The organism is Streptomyces sp. NK08204 (genome assembly GCF_020400585.1).
Classification (GTDB): domain Bacteria; phylum Actinomycetota; class Actinomycetes; order Streptomycetales; family Streptomycetaceae; genus Streptomyces.
Window position 1 is genome coordinate 53,122 of sequence record NZ_JAINVF010000015.1, and the last position, 17,732, is coordinate 70,853.

Annotated in this window: 21 protein-coding genes and 2 pseudogenes; 11 read left to right on the plus strand and 12 right to left on the minus strand. The window is 70.2% G+C overall.

The features are described 5' to 3' along the window. The first annotated feature begins 30 nt into the window (after positions 1-30). The 4 genes from K7G59_RS22225 (at position 31) to K7G59_RS22240 (ending at position 3,213) form a co-directional block, all read left to right on the plus strand. On the plus strand, positions 31-1,014 hold the full coding sequence (locus K7G59_RS22225) for a metal ABC transporter substrate-binding protein (RefSeq protein ID WP_225836892.1): 984 nt from the start codon (positions 31-33) through the stop codon (positions 1,012-1,014). 11 nt (positions 1,015-1,025) lie between these two features. Further along, positions 1,026-1,814 carry a metal ABC transporter ATP-binding protein gene (locus K7G59_RS22230; protein WP_225836894.1) on the plus strand — a complete coding sequence of 263 codons (789 nt, stop codon included), beginning with the start codon at positions 1,026-1,028 and terminating at the stop codon, positions 1,812-1,814. A 16-nt stretch (positions 1,815-1,830) separates the two neighbouring features. Further along, on the plus strand, positions 1,831-2,733 hold the full coding sequence (locus tag K7G59_RS22235) for a metal ABC transporter permease (RefSeq protein ID WP_225836896.1): 903 nt from the start codon (positions 1,831-1,833) through the stop codon (positions 2,731-2,733). 63 nt (positions 2,734-2,796) lie between these two features. After that, positions 2,797-3,213, plus strand: a complete 417-nt coding sequence (locus K7G59_RS22240) for a Fur family transcriptional regulator (RefSeq protein ID WP_225836899.1) — start codon at positions 2,797-2,799, stop codon at positions 3,211-3,213. 3 nt (positions 3,214-3,216) lie between these two features. Here K7G59_RS22240 and K7G59_RS22245 read toward each other — a convergent pair whose 3' ends face one another. From K7G59_RS22245 to recO, 3 genes are read right to left on the minus strand one after another with little or no spacing between them, the layout of a single operon-like run. Continuing rightward, positions 3,217-3,753, minus strand: a complete 537-nt coding sequence (locus K7G59_RS22245) for a YcxB family protein (RefSeq protein WP_225836901.1) — start codon at positions 3,751-3,753, stop codon at positions 3,217-3,219. A 21-nt stretch (positions 3,754-3,774) separates the two neighbouring features. Further along, the gene (locus K7G59_RS22250; protein ID WP_225836903.1) at positions 3,775-4,626 is read right to left on the minus strand and encodes an isoprenyl transferase; all 852 of its coding nucleotides are present in this window, start codon (positions 4,624-4,626) and stop codon (positions 3,775-3,777) included. Between the two features lie 29 nt (positions 4,627-4,655). Beyond that, the gene (gene recO / locus K7G59_RS22255; protein ID WP_225836905.1) at positions 4,656-5,402 is read right to left on the minus strand and encodes a DNA repair protein RecO; all 747 of its coding nucleotides are present in this window, start codon (positions 5,400-5,402) and stop codon (positions 4,656-4,658) included. Between the two features lie 99 nt (positions 5,403-5,501). Here recO and K7G59_RS22260 point away from each other — a divergent pair, with 99 nt between their 5' ends. Further along, a complete protein-coding gene (locus K7G59_RS22260; protein WP_225836907.1) occupies positions 5,502-5,771 on the plus strand; it encodes a hypothetical protein in 270 nt (89 codons plus the stop codon). After that, positions 5,768-6,172 carry a PIN domain-containing protein gene (locus K7G59_RS22265; RefSeq protein WP_225836910.1) on the plus strand — a complete coding sequence of 135 codons (405 nt, stop codon included), beginning with the start codon at positions 5,768-5,770 and terminating at the stop codon, positions 6,170-6,172. The genes K7G59_RS22260 and K7G59_RS22265 overlap by 4 nt, the downstream gene beginning before the upstream one ends. A gap of 14 nt (positions 6,173-6,186) precedes the next feature. Here the strand turns inward: K7G59_RS22265 and K7G59_RS22270 are convergent, their stop codons facing one another. Both K7G59_RS22270 and K7G59_RS22275 read right to left on the minus strand, forming a co-directional pair. Next, complete coding sequence (locus tag K7G59_RS22270; protein WP_225836913.1) at positions 6,187-6,402, minus strand: hypothetical protein; 216 nt, start codon at positions 6,400-6,402, stop codon at positions 6,187-6,189. Beyond that, a complete protein-coding gene (locus tag K7G59_RS22275; protein ID WP_225836916.1) occupies positions 6,399-6,617 on the minus strand; it encodes a hypothetical protein in 219 nt (72 codons plus the stop codon). Before K7G59_RS22275 ends, K7G59_RS22270 begins: the two co-directional genes overlap by 4 nt. A 115-nt stretch (positions 6,618-6,732) precedes the next feature. Between K7G59_RS22275 and K7G59_RS22280 the strand changes: the two are divergent. The 4 genes and pseudogenes from K7G59_RS22280 to K7G59_RS22295 all read left to right on the plus strand — a co-directional run bounded on the left by K7G59_RS22280 (position 6,733) and on the right by K7G59_RS22295 (position 9,285). Beyond that, positions 6,733-7,567: pseudogene (locus tag K7G59_RS22280) on the plus strand (helix-turn-helix domain-containing protein). Further along, positions 7,549-7,755: a DUF397 domain-containing protein gene (locus K7G59_RS22285; RefSeq protein ID WP_225836919.1), complete on the plus strand. Its 207-nt coding sequence runs from the start codon at positions 7,549-7,551 to the stop codon at positions 7,753-7,755. The pseudogene K7G59_RS22280 and the gene K7G59_RS22285 overlap by 19 nt, the downstream one beginning before the upstream one ends. Positions 7,756-7,779: 24 nt before the next feature. Then, positions 7,780-8,358: pseudogene (locus K7G59_RS22290) on the plus strand (oligopeptide/dipeptide ABC transporter ATP-binding protein); the annotation flags it as partial. Then, positions 8,359-9,285 carry a dihydrodipicolinate synthase family protein gene (locus K7G59_RS22295; RefSeq protein ID WP_225836921.1) on the plus strand — a complete coding sequence of 309 codons (927 nt, stop codon included), beginning with the start codon at positions 8,359-8,361 and terminating at the stop codon, positions 9,283-9,285. Positions 9,286-9,372: 87 nt separating this feature from the next. On the opposite strand, the gene K7G59_RS22300 is transcribed toward K7G59_RS22295, so the two are convergent. Genes K7G59_RS22300 through K7G59_RS22325 form a run of 6 tightly spaced genes read right to left on the minus strand, consistent with a single transcriptional unit; the run spans position 9,373 to position 15,954 of the window. Then, a complete protein-coding gene (locus tag K7G59_RS22300; RefSeq protein ID WP_225836923.1) occupies positions 9,373-10,359 on the minus strand; it encodes a hypothetical protein in 987 nt (328 codons plus the stop codon). Between the two features lie 46 nt (positions 10,360-10,405). Then, positions 10,406-11,386 carry an SCO2521 family protein gene (locus K7G59_RS22305; protein ID WP_225836924.1) on the minus strand — a complete coding sequence of 327 codons (981 nt, stop codon included), beginning with the start codon at positions 11,384-11,386 and terminating at the stop codon, positions 10,406-10,408. Position 11,387: 1 nt separating this feature from the next. Beyond that, entirely contained in the window at positions 11,388-12,368 is a 981-nt protein-coding gene (locus K7G59_RS22310) for an SCO2522 family protein (RefSeq protein ID WP_225836926.1), read from the minus strand. After that, entirely contained in the window at positions 12,365-13,282 is a 918-nt protein-coding gene (locus tag K7G59_RS22315) for an SCO2523 family variant P-loop protein (RefSeq protein WP_225836928.1), read from the minus strand. Before K7G59_RS22315 ends, K7G59_RS22310 begins: the two co-directional genes overlap by 4 nt. Before the next feature lie 3 nt (positions 13,283-13,285). After that, positions 13,286-15,127 (minus strand): SCO2524 family protein, encoded by a 1,842-nt coding sequence (locus K7G59_RS22320; protein ID WP_225836930.1) that lies wholly within the window; start codon positions 15,125-15,127, stop codon positions 13,286-13,288. Between the two features lie 56 nt (positions 15,128-15,183). Beyond that, positions 15,184-15,954 carry an SCO2525 family SAM-dependent methyltransferase gene (locus tag K7G59_RS22325; RefSeq protein ID WP_225836932.1) on the minus strand — a complete coding sequence of 257 codons (771 nt, stop codon included), beginning with the start codon at positions 15,952-15,954 and terminating at the stop codon, positions 15,184-15,186. 308 nt (positions 15,955-16,262) lie between these two features. On the opposite strand from K7G59_RS22325, the gene K7G59_RS22330 reads away from it, so the two are divergent. Further along, complete coding sequence (locus K7G59_RS22330; RefSeq protein ID WP_225836934.1) at positions 16,263-16,724, plus strand: GNAT family N-acetyltransferase; 462 nt, start codon at positions 16,263-16,265, stop codon at positions 16,722-16,724. A 173-nt stretch (positions 16,725-16,897) separates the two neighbouring features. Here the strand turns inward: K7G59_RS22330 and K7G59_RS22335 are convergent, their stop codons facing one another. Then, on the minus strand, positions 16,898-17,593 hold the full coding sequence (locus tag K7G59_RS22335; RefSeq protein ID WP_225836935.1) for a TerB family tellurite resistance protein: 696 nt from the start codon (positions 17,591-17,593) through the stop codon (positions 16,898-16,900). Positions 17,594-17,732: the final 139 nt, after the last annotated feature.

The window sequence follows — 17,732 nt, forward strand, 5'->3', positions numbered from 1 at the left end:
CGGTTTCCATGTTTGTTGAAAATGACTGTCATGAACAGACGTCGACGACTCATATCCGGGTCCGCGATCGCGCTCGCCACCGCGCTGGGCCTCGGCGCCCTCTCCGGCTGCTCCCTCGAGAGCGCGGCGGCCGGCAACACCGGCAAGTTCGACGTCGTCGCGTCGTTCTACCCGATGGCCTTCCTCGCCGAGCGGATCGGCGGCAGCCACGTCCACGTCACCACCTTCACCTCCCCCGACCAGGAACCGCACGACCTGGAGCTGAGCCCCCGGCAGATCGGCCGGCTGGAGGACTCCGACGCCGTCCTGTACCTGAAGAACCTCCAGCCCGCCGTCGACGACGCGGTGGCCCAGTCCCCGGTCAGGACGAAGATCGACGCGGCCTCCCTGACCACGCTGGAGCAGCACGGCAACGAGGTCGGCGGCCACGCGGCAGCCCACGACACCGATCAGCACGAGGAGCCCGGCGAGAACTCCGGCCAGGACTCCGGTGCCAAGGACCCGCACCTCTGGCTCGACCCGGTGCGCTACGCCCAGGTCGCCGAGGGCGTCGGCAAGGCCTTCGCGAAGGCCGACCCCAAGCACGCCGCCGACTACAGGAAGAACACCGCGGCCCTCGTCAAGCAGCTGAACGACCTGGACACCAGGTTCAGGGACGGCCTCGCGCACACGAAGACCAAGGTCTTCATCACCACGCACGCCGCCTTCGGCTACCTCGCCGAGCGCTACGGCCTCACCGAGGAGGCCATCAGCGGCCTCGACCCCGAGTCGGAGCCCAGCGCCGCGCGCGTGAAGGACCTGGAGAAGCTGGCCAGGGCCGACGGCGTCACCACCGTCTTCTACGAAACGCTGGTCAGCGACAAGACCGCGAAGACCGTCGCGGGCGACGCGGACCTGCACACGGACGTCCTCGACCCGATCGAGGGCATCACGGACAAGTCCCGGGGCACCGACTACTTCTCCGTCCAGGAAGCCAACCTCAAGGCGCTCCAGCAGGCTCTGGGCGCAAGGTGACGGGAGCCGACATGAGCAGCGAGTCCCTCAGGACCGACGAGTCCGTCATAGCCATGCGCTCGGTGACCGCCGAACTCGGCGCGCGTCCCGTACTGCGCGGCATCGACGTCACCGTGCACCGCGGCGAGGTCGTCGCCCTCCTCGGCGCGAACGGCTCCGGCAAGTCGACCGCCGTACGCAGCATCATCGGGCAAGTACCCGTCAGCGGCGGCACGATCGAGCTGTTCGGAACCCCGCGCCGCTCCTTCCGCGACTGGGCGCGCGTGGGCTACGTACCGCAGCGCACCACCGCCGCGGGCGGGGTCCCCACCACGGTGGCCGAGATCGTCTCCACGGGCCGCCTGTCCCGCACCCGCTTCGGCCTCTTCCGCAGGGCGGACCGCGAGGCCGTGGCCCGGGCCCTGGAACTGGTCGGCATGGCGGACCGCGCCAAGGACTCGGTGACCGCCCTGTCCGGGGGCCAGCACCAGCGCGTCCTGATCGCCCGCGCCCTGGTCTCCGAACCCGAGCTGCTGATCATGGACGAGCCGATGGCCGGCGTCGACCTGGCCAGCCAGGAGGTCCTCGCCCGGACCCTGCGCCAGCAGGTCGCCGCCGGTACGACGGTCCTGCTGGTCCTGCACGAACTCGGTCCCCTGGAGCCCCTGATCGACCGGGCGGTCGTCCTGCGCGACGGCTGCGTGGTGCACGACGGCCCGCCCCCGAAGGCGGTCGGCCAGCACGCCCTGCCCGGCCACGACCACGTACACCCGCACGCACCCGCGGGCGCCGAACCGTCCCGCACGGGACTGCTGAGCTGACGGGACGCTTGAGCTGATGGAATTCCTGCACTACGACTTCATGCAACGGGCGCTCGTCGCGGCCGTCCTGGTCGGCATCACCGCCCCCGCGATCGGCATCTACCTCGTCCAGCGCCGCCAGCCCCTGATGGGCGACGGCATCGGGCACGTCGCGATGACCGGCGTCGGCCTCGGCTTCCTCCTGCACGCCTCACCGGTGTGGACGGCCACGGCCGTCTCCGCGCTCGGCGCCGTGCTGATGGAGCTGGTCCGCTGGTACGCCAAGACACGCGGCGACATCGCCCTGGCGATGCTCTTCTACGGCGGCATGGCCGGCGGCGTGATGCTCGTCAACATCACCCCGGGCGGCTCCACCGCCAACCTGTTCTCGTATCTGTTCGGCTCACTGTCGACGGTCTCCCCGTCCGATGTGAACGCCATCATGGTGCTGGCCGCGTTCGCGGCCCTGGTGACCCTCGGGCTGCGCCGCCAGCTGTTCGCGGTCAGCCAGGACGAGGAGTTCGCGCGGGTCACCGGGCTTCCGGTGCGCGCCCTGAACCTGCTCACGGCCGTCACGGCGGCGGTCACCGTCACCGTCGCCATGCGGGTGGTCGGCCTGATCCTCGTCTCCGCGCTCATGGTCGTGCCGGTCGCCGCCGCCCAGCAGCTCACCCGCAGCTTCGCCGCGACGTTCGCGATCGCCGTCGCCATCGGCGTGACCGTGGCGATCAGCGGCACGGTCACCTCCTACTACCAGGACGTCCCGCCCGGCGCGACGATCGTGCTGCTGACCATCGCCGCGTTCATCGCGCTCACCGCCGTGGCCGCACCCCTGGCCCGGCGACGCGCCCGCGCGGCGGCATCGGCCCAGCCGCCGGGCGACCCCGCCGAATGCTCGGTTCCGGTCACGCGGAAGGCCGCGGACGAGGTCGGCGTCTGACCGTGCGCGGCCCGGACTGGCACAATGACCGTCCGGGCAGACGCGAGACGTGAGGAGACAACGGTGACGACCGCTGGACCGCCTGTGAAGGGGCGCGCGACCCGGCAGCGTGCCGCTGTGGCGGCGGCCCTCGACGAGGTCGACGAGTTCCGCAGCGCGCAGGAACTGCACGACATGCTCAAGCACAAGGGCGACTCGGTCGGCCTCACCACCGTCTACCGCACCCTCCAGTCGCTCGCCGAGGCCGGCGAGGTCGACGTCCTGCGCACCTCCGACGGCGAGTCGGTCTACCGCCGCTGCTCCAGCGGCGAGCACCATCACCACCTGGTCTGCCGCTCCTGCGGCAAGGCGGTCGAGGTGGCGGGCCCGGCCGTGGAGAAGTGGGCCGAGGCCATCGCGGCGGAGCACGGGTACGTCAACGTGGCCCACACCGTGGAGATCTTCGGGACCTGCGCGGAGTGCGCCGCCGCCGGGAACTGACGCTCAGGCGCGGGTGAGGTTGCGGTCGAGGATCTCCCGCAGGCGGTCCGCGTCGGCGGGATTCGCCAGGCCGCGCTTGGGCAGCAAGGTGAAGCAGCTGGCGTTCTTGTCGTCGGCGTAGGTGAAGAACGCGTCCTTGGTCTCCCGATAACGCGGCTGCGCAGCCCACTTGACCGACGTCGTGCTGTTGTCGGTGGTGACCGTCAGCCCGGCGTCCGTCACGGTCGCGCGGTAGGTGCCGTTGCGGGCGGCGAGCTTGAGGAACGCGCGGGCCTGGAGTCGGGGCGTGAGGAGCAGCAGGACCGCGGCCACGGGCAACCAGATCAGCAGGAACCAGTCAGGCTTCTCCCTCCCCGCCACCGAGAGCGCGGCCCTCAGCACGAAGGCGAACACCGCGAGACCGACGGTCCAGTTCCGCATCCACCCCCGGCGCCGCACCCGGTTGCGTTCCCGCAGCGCCCCCGTGAAATCGCCCAAGACCGGCTGATACACCAGCTCGACCACGCCCTGCTCGGCGTCCCGCCCCATGTCCATGACCATGAGGCGGGATAGTACAGGCGCTCACGAGGAGGCGTCGTCGCCCTTCATCGCCGCCTCCATCGCCAGCAGTTCCTCGTTCGGGACGGCCCCGCCGAACCGCCGGTCGCGGGAGGCGAACTCGATGCAGGCCCGCCACAGGTCGCGGCGGTCGAAGTCCGGCCACAGCACGTCCTGGAAGACCATCTCGGCGTACGCGCTCTGCCAGAGCAGGTAGTTGGAGGTGCGCTGTTCACCGCTGGGGCGCAGGAACAGGTCGACGTCCGGCATGTCCGGGTAGTACAGGTACTTCTGGATGGTCTTCTCGCTGACCTTCGCGGGGTCGAGACGCCCCGCCTTCACGTCCTCGGCGAGGGCCTTGGCGGCGTCGGCGAGTTCGGCACGCCCGCCGTAGTTCATGCAGAAGTACAGGGTGAGCAGGTCGTTGCCCTTGGTCTGCTCCTGGGCGACCTGGAGTTCCTTGGCGACCGACTTCCACAGCTTCGGCATACGGCCCACCCAGCGCACCCGGATGCCGAGTTCGTCGAGCTGGTCACGGGTCTTGCGGATGAAGTCGCGGTTGAAGTTCATCAGGAAGCGGACCTCTTCGGGCGAGCGCTTCCAGTTCTCGGTGGAGAAGGCGTAGAGGGAGATGTTCCGGACACCGATCTCGACCGCGCCCTGGAGCACGTCCAGTACCTTCTCGGCGCCGACCTTGTGCCCCTCCGTACGCGGCAGGCCGCGCTCCTTGGCCCAGCGTCCGTTGCCGTCCATGACGATCGCGACGTGCTCCGGGACCAGCTCGCCGGGGAGCTTCGGCGCGCGGGCACCGGAGGGGTGCGGCTCCGGCGCCCTGTACTCGCGCCGCTGGCGCCCCAGGATCCCGCGTACGACCATGGTGTGGTTCTCGCTTCCCTAACTTGCTCTTACTTTTCCACGTACCGAAGTGAGCGCAGCCCGCGCTCCAGATGCCAGTGCAGGTAGGCGGACACCAGCCCGCTGCCCTCGCGGACGTACCGCGCCTCGCACGCGTCCGCCGTCTCCCAGTCTCCCGTAAGCAGCGCGCCGAGCAGGATCAGGGTCTGCGGGGAGGGCACGACACTGCCCGGCACCCGGCAGTCGACGCACACGGAACCACCGGAGGCGACCGAGAAGAACCGGTTCGGACCGGGCATGCCGCACCTGGCGCAGTCACCGAAGCTGGGGGCGTACCCGTTGACGGCCAGCGACCGCAGCAGGAAGGCGTCGAGCACGAGGTGGGGCGCGTGCTCCCCCCGGGCGAGGGTCCGCAGCGCCCCGACGAGCAGCAGATACTGCTGCACGGCCGGCTCGCCCTCATGATCCGTGAACCGCTCTGCGGTCTCCAGCATGGCCGTACCGGCGGTGTACCGCGCGTAGTCGGTCACGATCCCGCTGCCGTACGGCGCGATGGTCTCACTCTGCGTACACAGCGGCAGCCCGCGTCCGACCAGCTCGCTTCCCCGCGCGAAGAACTGCACGTCCACGTGGGAGAAGGGCTCCAGCCGAGCCCCGAACTTCGACTTGGTCCGCCGCACCCCACGGGCGACGGCCCGCACCCGCCCGTGACTGCGCGTGAGCAGCGTGATGATCCGGTCCGCCTCACCCAGCTTCTGGGTGCGCAGCACGATGCCGTCGTCGCGGAACAGACTCATGGGCCCATTCTCGCGCACGGGGAACGGCGCACCGCTCATCCGGGTGAAAGCAGCCGGTGTGCCTGGCCCGGGCCCGCCAGGGTCAGTGAGACTCCCGGTATGAGACTGGAGCGCGTGACCATCACCATCCCCGGCGAGACACTCGACGCCGCCAAGGCAGCCGCCGAGCGCGAAGGCCTGAGCGTGTCCGCCTGGCTGTCCCGTGCGGCCGAACGGGCCGCGAAGATCGAGGCGGGGCTCGCGGCGGCGGAGGAGGCCATGGCAGACCTTGATCCACCGACGCCGGAGGAGCAGGCGTGGGTGGACGCCGTCATGGATGACGTCACTCGCTCTGCGGACTCGGACGGCCTCTCGCGAGGCGCCGCGTGAGCACCTTGAAGCCCTTCTTGTACGACACTGGGGCACTGATCGCCGCGGAACGGAACCGCGTGGCCTTCTGGCGAGCCCATCGTTCCTTCCTGATCGCCGGCGGCGTGCCCCTCGTCCCTGCGCCCGTCGTGTCCCAGGCCTGGCGGGACGGCGCCCGCCAGGTGCAACTGGCCCGCCTTCTCAGCGGATGCGACATTACGCCTCTGGATCACCACCTCGCCCGGAATGTCGGCGAACTCTTAGGCCGTGCCAGGGTGGCGGACCCGGTGGACGGCGTCGTCGCGGCACTCGCCGCACAGTTCGGAGCCAGGGTGTTCACGTCGGATCCCGACGACATCCAGCACCTCCTGGATCACATGGGCCAGGCCGGCAAACGGGCCAGGATCTGGGCTCTGTCCTGACCTCCCCTGGGGCCTCACAGCACCTCGCCGCGGCTGCGCGCGTTCTCGTACGCCGTGGCCGCGCGCAGCCGCTCGGCCAGGGTGGCGGGACGTACGGCGTCCGGGGCGCAGTCCCACTCCCGCCCACCGCCGTACGGCCTCAACTGCACGTACGGCCCCTCGTACCCCATGACGACCCCGACGCGCCCCTTACGCGTGTCCACGACGTGGCTGCCGACGGCGGGCTTCACGGCGCGATCACCCCCAAGGCCGACGTGAGCCGGCGTGCGGTCTCCACGGAACACCGGCCCAGTTCGACCAGCGGACAGGGCGCCTCCCGAGCGAGACTCACCGGGTCCAGCCCGAGCGACGGCAGAACGATCCCGGCCCTTTCCAGAACCGACCGCAATTCCCTCAAAGTCTCCTCCGCCTCTTCGACGCACAACGCCGAGTGCCGTGCCGCCACGTGATTCCCCTTTCTCCTGCGATTTAACGCTTCGTATCTCCAGAGTGACCCTGCGCCAGTAGACTCGGCAGCATTCTGCGCCCTACAAGTAAGAGGCAGCTCAAGGGGGTTGGCCATGGCCAACGGTTCGCGGCAGGCGGCATGGGAATTCTTCGGGGCAGAGCTGAAGAGGCGACGGGAGAACGCCGGCATCACCCAGGCGGAGCTGGGGGCACGCGTTTTCGTTTCCGGTGGGTATATCGGACAGTTCGAGCAGGCCCATCCGGAAGCCTCAGCTGGATGTGGCCCAGCGGATCGACGAGGTCCTACAAACCGACGGTTTTTTCGAGCGGCTTTGGCGGAAGCTGATCAAGGATCAGCGGTATACGGAGTACTTCGCGCACGCTGCTGAGCTGGAGCGGCTGGCGACGGAGATCTGCGAGTTCGCGCCAGCGGTGGTCCCCGGGCTCCTCCAGACGCGGGAGTACGCGCAGGCGGTGTTCCTGGCGAGCAACCCGTTCGCCACCGACGAGTACATCGAGGAGCTGATCAAGGGACGCATGGACCGGGCGCGGCTGCTCAAGGACACTACAAGGCCCCTGTATTGGGTGGTCCTCCACGAGACAGTCCTGCGCATCCCCGTCGGCGGCCCGGCAGTCATGGCACACCAGCTCGACCACATCGCGGCGCTGGTGCGGGAGCGCAAGGTGCTGGTGCAGATGCTGCCGTTCGCGGCAGGCGCGCATCCGGAGATGGGCAAGATGATGTGGCTCATGGAGTTCGAGGACGCCCCGCCAACCGTCTATACAGAAGCGGTGCGTTCGGGGAATCTGGTGGACGAACCCTTGGTGGTGAAGCGCACCCGGTCGGCCTACGATCACATCAGGGCCGCCGCGCTGGCACCGGAGGCGTCCCTGGCCCTGATCGAATCGGCGGCGGAGGACTACAGACGATGCGCGAGTACGACCTGAGCAACGCCCGTTGGCGCAAGAGCAGCTACAGCGGCGGCAGCGGCGGGGAGGCCTGCATCGAGGTAGCCGACGCAGTCCCCGGTGTCGTCCCCGTCCGGGACAGCAAGGTGCACGCGGGTGCGGTGTTGGTGATCGGGGCGGCTGCGTGGACGGAGTTCATCGGTGCCGTTGGGGCCGCCCGCTTCTAGGCCAGTGTCGTGCTTCCACGACGCCTCCCCCGGGCGCTCGCCGACGCCCTGCCCGGACAGCTCTCCGGCGGGCAGCGGCAGCGGGTCGCCATCGCCCGCGCGCTGGCCCTGGACCCGGGGCTGGTGGTGGTGGACGAGCCGACCAGCGCCCTGGACGTGTCGGTCCGCGCGCAGATCCTCAATCTGCTGCTGGACCTGAAGGAACGGCTCGGTCTCGCCCTGGTGTTCGTCTCGCACGACATCCGGACGGTACGGCGGATGAGCGACCGTGTGATCACCATGTACCTGGGCCGGATCGTGGAGGAGACCCCGGCCGACCGGGTCACCGACAGCGCCCGGCACCCGTACACCCGTGCCCTGTGCTCGGCCACGCCCAGCCTGCTGGACCCCATCGCCCCGATCCCGCTGAGCGGCCCGGTGCCCTCGGCGACCCGGCCGCCGAGCGGCTGCCCCTTCCGCACCCGCTGCTGGAAGGCCGACACCCTGTGCGCCGACCTGATGCCCGGCTTCTCGGCCGCGTCACGGCCCGGGCACCGCTACCGCTGTCACCATCCTGTGGAGGAGGACCGGCCGACCCGAGACCTAGCGAACCAGGAGCCCTGAATGACGTTTCCCACCCCGCTGACCGGTGTCGTACCGCCCGTCTGCACGCCCCTGACTCCGGAGCGGGAGGTGGACGTGCCCTCACTGCTCAGGCTGGTCGAGCATCTGGTGGCGGGCGGGGTGCACGGGCTGTTCCTGCTGGGCTCGACCTCGGAGGCGGCCTTTCTGACGGACCGGCAGCGCAGACTGGTCGTGGAGGCCGTCGCGGACCATGTGGGCCGTCAGCTTCCGGTGCTGGCCGGGGCCATCGACATGACCACCCCGCGCGTCCTCGAGCACGTGCGCGCGGTCACGGAGGCGGGCGCCGAGGCCGTCGTCGTCACCGCCCCCTTCTACGCCCGCACGCACCGCTCGGAGATCGTCCACCACTACCGCCGGATCGCCGCCGCCAGCCCGGTCCCGGTGATCGCCTACGACATCCCGTCCGCCGTGCACACCAAGCTCCCCGCCGATCTGGTGCTGGGGCTGGCGGCCGACCGGGTGCTGGCCGGGATCAAGGACTCCAGCGGGGACCTGGGCGTCTTCCGGGAGATGGTCACCGGGGCCCGCGCGCTCGCCGGGTTCGGCGTCCTGACCGGCTCCGAGGTGGTCGTGGACGCCGCACTGGCGCTGGGCGCCGACGGGGCGGTGCCGGGCCTGGCCAACGTCGACCCGCACGGGTACGTGCGCCTCTACCGGCTGTGCAGGGCGGGCGACTGGGCGGGGGCACGGGCCGAGCAGGAGCGGCTGTGCGCGCTGTTCGGGATGGTCGGCGTCGGTGATCCGGCACGGATGGGCGGCAGTTCCTCGGCGCTGGGCGCGTTCAAGGCAGCGCTGCATCTGCGGGGTGTCATCGACTGCCCGATCACCGCGGAACCGCAGGTTCCGCTGTCGGGGGCGGAAGTCGAGCAGGTGGGGAAGTTCCTGGCGGCGGCCGGGCTGTTGTGACCCGCCGGGCCTCCTGCCGCCCCGCCCCGGGCCCGTCGTGCGCGGGTCCGGGGCGGGGTACGGCGGACGCGGTTCGGGATCCGCGGTTCAGGTGGCGGTCGGTTCGGGGTCACCGCTCAGGGTCCGGGCCCTGTCCGGGACACCGTTGGGACTGCCGTGCGGGCTGGCGTTCCACAACTCGCGGAAACGTCTGATCCGCTGCTGCACCTCGTCCTCGCGGGCGTTCACCGTCGTCCAGGAGTTCACGCTCAACTGGTCGGCGCCGATCTCGTAGGACAGCTCCTCGTCGAACACGATGAAGTCGATCATCTTGCCGCGCTGGACGTGCAGCGGGAGCTGGGACAGGGCCACCACCCGCACCTCGATACGTACGTCCCGCTGCTCCTTGCAGAGGTCCGCCAGCTGCGGGATGTCCGCCGGATCCCTGACGATGAACAGGCGCCTGACCCGCACACCACGCTCGTCGATCGCTTTGCGCTGCGCCTCCAGATAGCGGCCGGCCGGTTCGGTGCTCCAGAAGTTCTGGTCGACGGAGGTGCTGATGGCGTCGATGCTCTTCCTGGTGCACTTGGTCAGGCTCAGCAGCCAGTCGTGGTTCTCCCCGGGGCACTCGGCGCTGAGGTTGGTCAGGTCGTCCATCTGCAGGGCGAGCCGGTTGATCTCCTCGCGCGCGAAGTCGTGCAGGATCTTCGGGCCGATGGAGATCACGTGGGTGGCGCTCTCGGCGAGCCGGGGCACGCCGTCGTCGCGGAGCTTCTCCACCTCGTTGAAGAGTTTGGTGGCCCGGCCGATGTCGACGAAGCGTTTCTCGACGGAGCTCTTCAGATCGCCCAGCTGATGCGCGAAGGTCACCATGAACTGGACGATCAGCACCGCGCCGCCGCACAGCACCGACAGGACCAGCTGCCACATGTCGTCGGCCGTCGGGCTCAGCACCGTGCTCAGCACGAACACCACGCCGCCCGCCAGGACTGTGACGATCAGCTTCTGTATCAGTTTGCGCGCGCCGTCCTCCCCGCCGCCGTCTTCTTCGTCGTGCGCGGTGTGACCGCGCGATGTGATCGTTCCGGTCATCTCGCTTTCTCCCCCCGTCGGGGCCGTGTGGGTGAGGGTCGTTCGGTCAGCGGGCCGCCAGCGCTTCGTCGCTGCGGGGCAGCAACGCTCTGAGGGCCATCTGGTCGCGGAGGCGCTGGACCAGGTTCTGCCACTGGCGGGTGAAGCCGGGGCGCTGTTCCAGCGTCTGCCACAGCGGTCCGAGCGCCGGGTCGACGCGGGCCCTCGGCATCCAGACGTGCAGCAGGTGTTCGACGAGGGGGCCCAGCGTCTTCAGGGCGCCGGCCCCGTTCGCGGGTCCGAGCGGCAGGCCGTCGAGTTTGTGTCCGACGGTCGTGAGCAGCCAGTCGTGCAGGGCCAGGTCCTCGCAGAGTCCGGCGACGGCGTCGGGCGCGGTGTCCTCGGGCACACGCAGTTCCGCGGTGCGCAGGCTGTCCTCGTCGTCGACGGTGAAGCTCACGAGATGGGCCGGCGTCCCGGCGGGGGCGGCCAGGGCGGCCCAGCGCAGCCGGGTGCCGGAGGTCCGCAGCGGGGGGTCGTGGTCGAGCAGCCGGTGCTGCCGGGAGATCCGGGCCAGCAGGCCCTCGGCAACGGAGCCGACGTCGAGCAGCTCCGGGGCGTGGGGGTCGTCCAGGAAGCCCTGGGCGACCGCCTCGCGCGGCAGGCGGCCCAGGGGGACCAGCACGCCGGGGCGGACCAGGTAGTACCCCCACGGGCGGCGCCGGTCGGGTCCGGTGGCCGGGGCGGAGAAGTACGCCGTGGCCTGAAGCACCCGGCCCTCGGTGAGGGCGGCACGGGCCGCCACCGTGCCGATCGCGCGGACTTTGGCGCCGCTCGCGGTGGGCAGCCGGCAGTCCACGCCGGTGAGGACCTCCGGAGAGAGAGCGTGCAGGTTGGGGCGCCGGGAGAGACGGACCCGTTCGTCGGGGCGCAGTTGCAGCAGCCGTTCCGCGATGCGGGCACCGACGGCGTCGCGGGTGGGCAGCAGGCAGGTGCGGACCTCGCCGCACATCAGGGCCGGCCCCGCCGGCCGCGTCTGGGGCGCCATGTCACAGCCCCGGCGGAAAGAGGTAGGAGGTGCGCGCCGCGACGTCCTCCGGCACCGTGAGCTGTTCCCGCTCGGCGCGCTCGACTACCTGGCCGACGGCGCGCGCGTCCACGTGCACCTGTTCCAGGACGACCCGGACGGCATGCTCCACGGGCAGAAACCGGGTGGGCAGCACGCTGCACGTGTAGTACGCGGTGAAGGGCGGCGCGGAGGGGTTGAGCCGCAGCAGGGGCGGCAGCGCGTCCCAGTCGTCGGGGAAGGCCTTCTGGTCCCACGGGGTGGGGGTCAGTACGGCCCGGCCGTCGTCGCGCAGCAGTCCGAGGCGGGCCAGCTGCCAGACGGCGGCGAGGAACGCGCAGGACCAGGTGCGGTGTTCGCCGGCGTCGTCCCACAGCTCGACGTCGACGAAGACGGAGTGGCCGCGGGCCCCGGTCTCGCTGGGGGGCTGCCAGGCGCCGTCGGCGTCCAACGCCGCGGAGGTGCGCCGGGTCGGTGCGCGCCTGCCGTTGGTGAGCCATCCGGTGCGGCTGACCGGCGGACGGAAGCCGGTGCTGCCGGGCGGCGGGGACTCCACCAGCCGGTGCACCACGGAGTCGGCGAGGCCGGGCCGGCCCGCGCGGGTGGGGTCGGTCAGGGCGCATCCCGACTCGCGGGCCAGGTAGTCGATGCTCAGCCCGGCCCGCTCCGCCGCTCCCAGCAGGGTCGGTAACAGTTCGGCGGGGGTGGACAGCCGGCTGAAGTAGTCGTCGATCAGGAAGCAGGTGCTGATCCGGGGCCGGTTGTCGGTCGGCAGAGCGGTGGTCCAGGCACGGGCGGTCTCGGCCCAGGGGCGTACGGCGGTGAAGTGGCGCACCAGCCGTTCGGCGCCCTCGGCGAAGTCCTCCATGTACAGGTGGCCCAGTTCCAGGGACAGATGGGAGAAGGGAAGGGACTCGGTGACCGGGTCGGCGCTGGTCTCCCGGAAGGCGGCGGCTTCCGTCACAGTTGCCCCCAGTACTTGTCGTCGGTCAGCCGCTCCGCCAGTTCCACCAGCGCCTGCCGGGTCTTGAAGTTGGCGATCTTGCTGTCGAGCACGTCGTCGTCCGTGATGAGCTGTTCGCGCATCTGGAGCACGGGTTCCAGGGGGATCGATCCCAGGACGCGGGACTTGCCGATGTCGAGGGAGGCCGCCAGTTCCTCCAGCCTCTTGTTGCACTGGCGCATCCAGGCGTACTGGGCCGCCGGCATCTGCGCCCACTGCGGTGACTCCAGGTCGGGCACGGCGGCCCGGACGAAGCGGACAGCGCCGAGAAGTGCCGTCCGGTCGTGCCCCGTGGCCGTGCCGTGGGACACGATGCCCTGCCGGCCGAAGACCAGTTCGGCGGCGGCCATGACGTGCTGCCGGGTCCAGCGGTGGTAAAGAAGCCAGCGGGCGGGGATGCGGCACAGCTCGTCGCGGGCGGTGGCGGCCAGCGCCAGGTCCATGGCGTAGCTGCGTCCGGCGCTGAGGTCCACCACGGTCAGGTCGAACTCGCGGTGCAGCCGCAGGAAGAGGTCGACGCAGCGGTGCAGGTTCTCCTCGTCGGTGACGAATTCCCCGCCGCCGCGGTCGCCGGGCAGCAGGACCAGGCGTCCGCAGCCGCTGGGGCGGTCGCTGAGGACGGGGTGCTCGGTACGGTTCCACACGTCGACGCGCAGTGGTTCGCCGGTCTTGCCCTTGAGGTAGGAGTGCAGGCCCCGCCCCTCGGCCTCCTCCTTGACGTTCGGGGTGTCGAAGACGGCGGTGGCGGTGGGCGAGCCGAAGTCGAAGTCCAGGTAGCAGACGTCGTCGCCGTCGAGGGCACGGCGGTAGGCGAGGTTGGCGCTGGTGACCGAGCGTCCGGTGCCTCCCTTGTCGGAGGCGGCGAAGACGAGCACGGCTCACACTCCCTGACGCCCGGCGGCCCTGGCGCGGGCCAGGGCGTCGAGCCTGCCGAGCACGCTCAGGGCGAGCGCGCAGGACGTGCCGGGCTGGGAGTCGAGCAGGGTGCGGGCGCGGCGCAGGTCGGCCTCGATGCTCTTGAGTTCCGTGCCCTCCTGGCTCTTGGCGATGGGGGCGGGCTGCTCCATCTGTTCGGTGCCGAGGAGGTGGGTCGCCTCGCTGAGCAGGGACCGTGCCAGCGCCGCCGGTTCGGGGCTGCGGATCGGTGCCTGGTTGTAGAGCTGCTGGGCGGCGACCATGCACTCGGTGACGCGTTCGGTGATGCTCCAGGACAGCGGTGCCTGGCGGGCCGGTGAGTTCGGGTAGGTCGCGTGCACGTTGTCCCACAGGCCGACGCCCTCCCCGTCGGGGATGCGCCGTCGCCACAGGTGGTCGAGGGCCTGTTCGGCGAGCCGGAGCAGCCGGTCGTGCGCGGCGACGTTGCGGGACAGGGCGCACAACTGGATCACTCGCTTGAGCAGCTGGGCCGAGAAGTCGGTCATCGTCCACCGCATGGGCGGCCCGAGGGGGTTGTCGGACTGGAGGGGCAGCGCGACGCCGGGGTTGTGCAGCAGGACGGCAGGGTCCTCACGGGTGGTGCTGGAAGTGATCCGGCCGCGTTCGGCGAGGCGTTCCATGACGCCGACGGTGCGGGTCAGATCGTCGTCGGTGGCGCGGCGCCGTAGCAGGTCGTGGACGAGGATCGAGGCGACGCAGAGGGAGAAGTACTCCGATTCCAGTTGCTGGCCCGTGGTCCGCCAGGGGATGTCCTCCAGCGGCCATCTGTCGTCGTCGAAACGCGCGATGCCCGACCAGTACTGCTGGGTGATGGTCCAGCGCAGGCGCAGCGCGTCGGCGAGCTTCTGCTGCTCGGGGTTGAGCAGACCGAGAACGAGGGTGCGGTCGGAGAACAGGTCCTGGATGCCGTCGAGGGCGACCACGGTGAAGTACAGGTACGGCACCCCGCGGGCTACGCCGTCGGGCTGGTCCCCGATCGGCTCGGCGGTCTCCACCTGGGGTGCGCCCTTGACCAGGCTCCAGGCCCAGCCGCATTCGAAGAGCCGGTTCTCGTTGCCGAGTTGCTCCTCCACGTCGACGCCGAGGACGACGCTCTCACGGATGACGGCGCGCAGCGCCCGGAAGCGCTCCTGGAACTGCTGGAGGACCATCCGGTCCGGCGTGCGGTCCTGGCCGATGAGCCGGCACAGCGCCTGGCCCTGCGGTGACTCGACCTCGTAGACGTCGACGGTGAAGGACCTCAGCAGGCTGACCATGGCGGCGGTGAGGCGGTCGCTGGTCGCGCTGCGCAGTCTCTCGATGAGCTGGAGCGTGCCGGACCGCTCGGTCTTGCTCTGGTAGACCTTGAGGAACCCGAGGGTGGCCAGACACAGGGTGACGGACAGGCTGAAGGAGTCCACGACACCGAGGGCCCGCTGTTCTTTGGTCAGTTCCTGATCGGGGTCCTCGGCGATGAAATAGTGCCCGCCCGAGAAAGTAGGGGTGTCGCCGGCCCGGTGTTTCTCCATGAACTCGGTGAGCACCCGGACCAGGCTCTCCGGGATCTCCGTCGCGTCGCCGACAGCCCGCAGGGATTTTTCGACGTCCGGCTGTGTGGTGTCGGGCGCGTCCAGCCGGAACGCGGGAACCTCGGTCGCGGGATACAGCAGGCACAGCAGCCGTTCGGCGTCGGACACGCTGCTGAGGCCACCCCATTCCCCCCAGTCCCATGCGCCGTCCGCGTAGCAGTGACGAGCAATCGACTGCCAGATGGACAGAAGATTCTGCCTGGGTTTGATCTGCATCCCCATGCCCCTCACACAGGTATGTCACCCGGACGGCGAATTGATATGAGCATTTCTCACGCACCCCGGTGGCCGCAGGCGACGATCATTCCTGTGTAACCCTCGCGCAGCAGTCCCCCGGGCTTGCCGAGCCGGTGGATCTCGATTTTCGAGGCGTATGCACCGAGGGTGTCGCGGACTTCCTGCTCGTCGATGTCGAGCGCGGGGAAATCACTCTCCCCCACCCGGTACCCCCGGGAGTGCTCCATGAAGGCGGCGGCGAAAGGAGCCTCCGGCTCCAGGGCGCTCATGAAGCAACTGACGCCGCGCCGGAACTCCTCCAGCGAGGTGGTGATCGACTCGGCGACGAAGAACATGGTGCCCATCGCCCAGCGCTCGTCCCTCTCGCAGAGGTCGAAGAGATTGCCGGGCCGGGGGCGGACCTTCTGCGCGAAGGACGTCCGAGGGTCCGGGCAGCGCCGACCGTAGACCTCGTCCCGGCACAGGACGTCCCAGAACTTGCCCCACTGGCGCGCGTAGGAATCCCGCTGTCCGTTGAGATACCCCACGTTCGCGGGCGAGCGCTCCAGGAGCGTGATCTTGTCGCACCAGGGGAGCATGCTGAGGGCGGGATAGAGGTTGGGACCCGCCCCGACGTCGATACCGGAAGCCACGCCACCGGAAGCGCCGAAATGACCGCTGAAATGATCGCGAACGATGCCGATGATCGCCTCGTCATCAGGGTGCAGGACGAGGTAATTGTGTTTGATGTACTCCCCGGGATCGAAATCCTCCCAGGCTACGTCATCGTTGAGCTTCTCCGTGCCGATCGGCGATCCCGAGGTCATTAACGCAGGGTAGCAGAGCGGTCGCATCCCGAACCCGCGCCGCGCAGGATTCGTCGCAGCCGCACAGGGCACGCCGCAGATGATCACCGCGATAAGCCTTGTGAACGTACAGTTTCGGCCGCCCGCCCCACTCAACCACAAATGGTCTGAATCTCTCCTTGAACGGCCGGAAACAGTGAATCACGCTGGGGGAGCCGTGCCGTTGGCGGGTTGCCCGATCATCTACATACCGTCATATCAATAGGCACGTCACACGACCCCGCGCCTCTTCACCGTCACCTCGCACCTGACCGAGAAAAGGGGACGGAATGATTCCTCTTCCCGAAGACCAGCGGATCAGAAAGGTCGTGGAGACCGACCTGCCTGAGGTGCTGCGCCTCGACCAGGAGGCCTTTCCGGAGGGACCGTATCCCTACTTCGCCCTGCGCCAGTTCCACGACGCCCTCGGGGACCATCTCCTCGTCGTCGACGGCGGCGACGGGCTGCGCGGGTACGTCCTCGCCACCCCACCGCACCACGCCCGCAGCTGGATACTCAGCCTCGTCGTCGGCCACGGCCTGCGCGGCAACGGCGTGGGCCGCGCGCTCATGACCGAGATGCTCCAGCAACTGCGCAAGGAAGGCGCGTGCGAGGTCCTGCTCACCGTGGACCCCGACAACGAGTCCGCCATGGCGCTCTACCGCCATCTTGGTTTCGCGCCCTGGGGCCTCCCCCGGGAAGACTATTTCGGCCCGGGAGAACCACGGCTGCGCATGCGCCTGGCCTGGTGATCCCGTCCGGGCAGGCGCAGACTGCGGAACACGATCGTGTCGTACGGCCCCGCCCTGCCCGCCTCGTGGAGGAGCCCGACCGTGCCGGGGCCCAGCGGGACGAGGCCGGAGTCGGCAGTTCGCGGGGGTGACCGGAGGGTGCCGTTGCTCCCTGGGGAGCATCACGGGGACGGTCAGGACGGCGTACGGGCGGCGGCCAGCAGACGGCTCACGTCGTCGGCGCAGATGGTGAGGGCCGCGCCGACGGTGGTGAGGGTGTCGCGTTCGGCGGGCGTGTAGGGGCCGTCGGCCAGGGCGATGCGGGCGGCCTGGAGGAGCAGGGACTCGCGTCCGGGGGTGGACAGGTGCGGGGCGAGCGGGTCGAGGGCCTCGTGCAGCTCTATGGCGAGGCTCGTGCCGCAGGGCCCGCCGAGGACCCGGCCGGTGTCGGCGGTGACGGCCTCGGCCAGGGCCTGGAGCCGGTCCTCGGTGCACTCGTCGAAGCCGGCCGCGCGGACCGCGCCGGCGGCCGTCTCCAGGGCGGTGCGGGAGCAGGTGCCGTCCGCGGTGAGTACGGCGAGGGCGACGGTGTGCACGGCGTCGCGGAGCATCGCGGCGAAACGGCGGGTGGTGGGGTGGTCGAGGACGTCGGTGCCGAAGTGGTGGCCGCAGGCGGCGCATTCCACGACCGGTCCGGTCGTCCCGCGCGGCAGCACGGGCATCCCGAGGAGGGTGAGGCGGCGGCGGCCGGTGAGCCGCTGGTAGTTGCGGTCGCCTCCGCAGCCGGGGCAGAAGAACTCGCCGTCCCCGACCGGTGTCCACGCGGTGCGGATGCCCAGCACGCGCACAGCCCTGGCGGCACGGCCGTCTCGACCCCGTACTGGCAGCACGTCGCACCTCCGTAACCGCGCGGCAGCATCGCAGCGCTGGCGTGATGTTAGCCACACCATGGAGGCTGAGTCAGTACCCCGGAGGAGACCTTTCCGTGACCTGCGGGCCGCCCTGGCCGAGAAGCGACGTGGCCCCGGC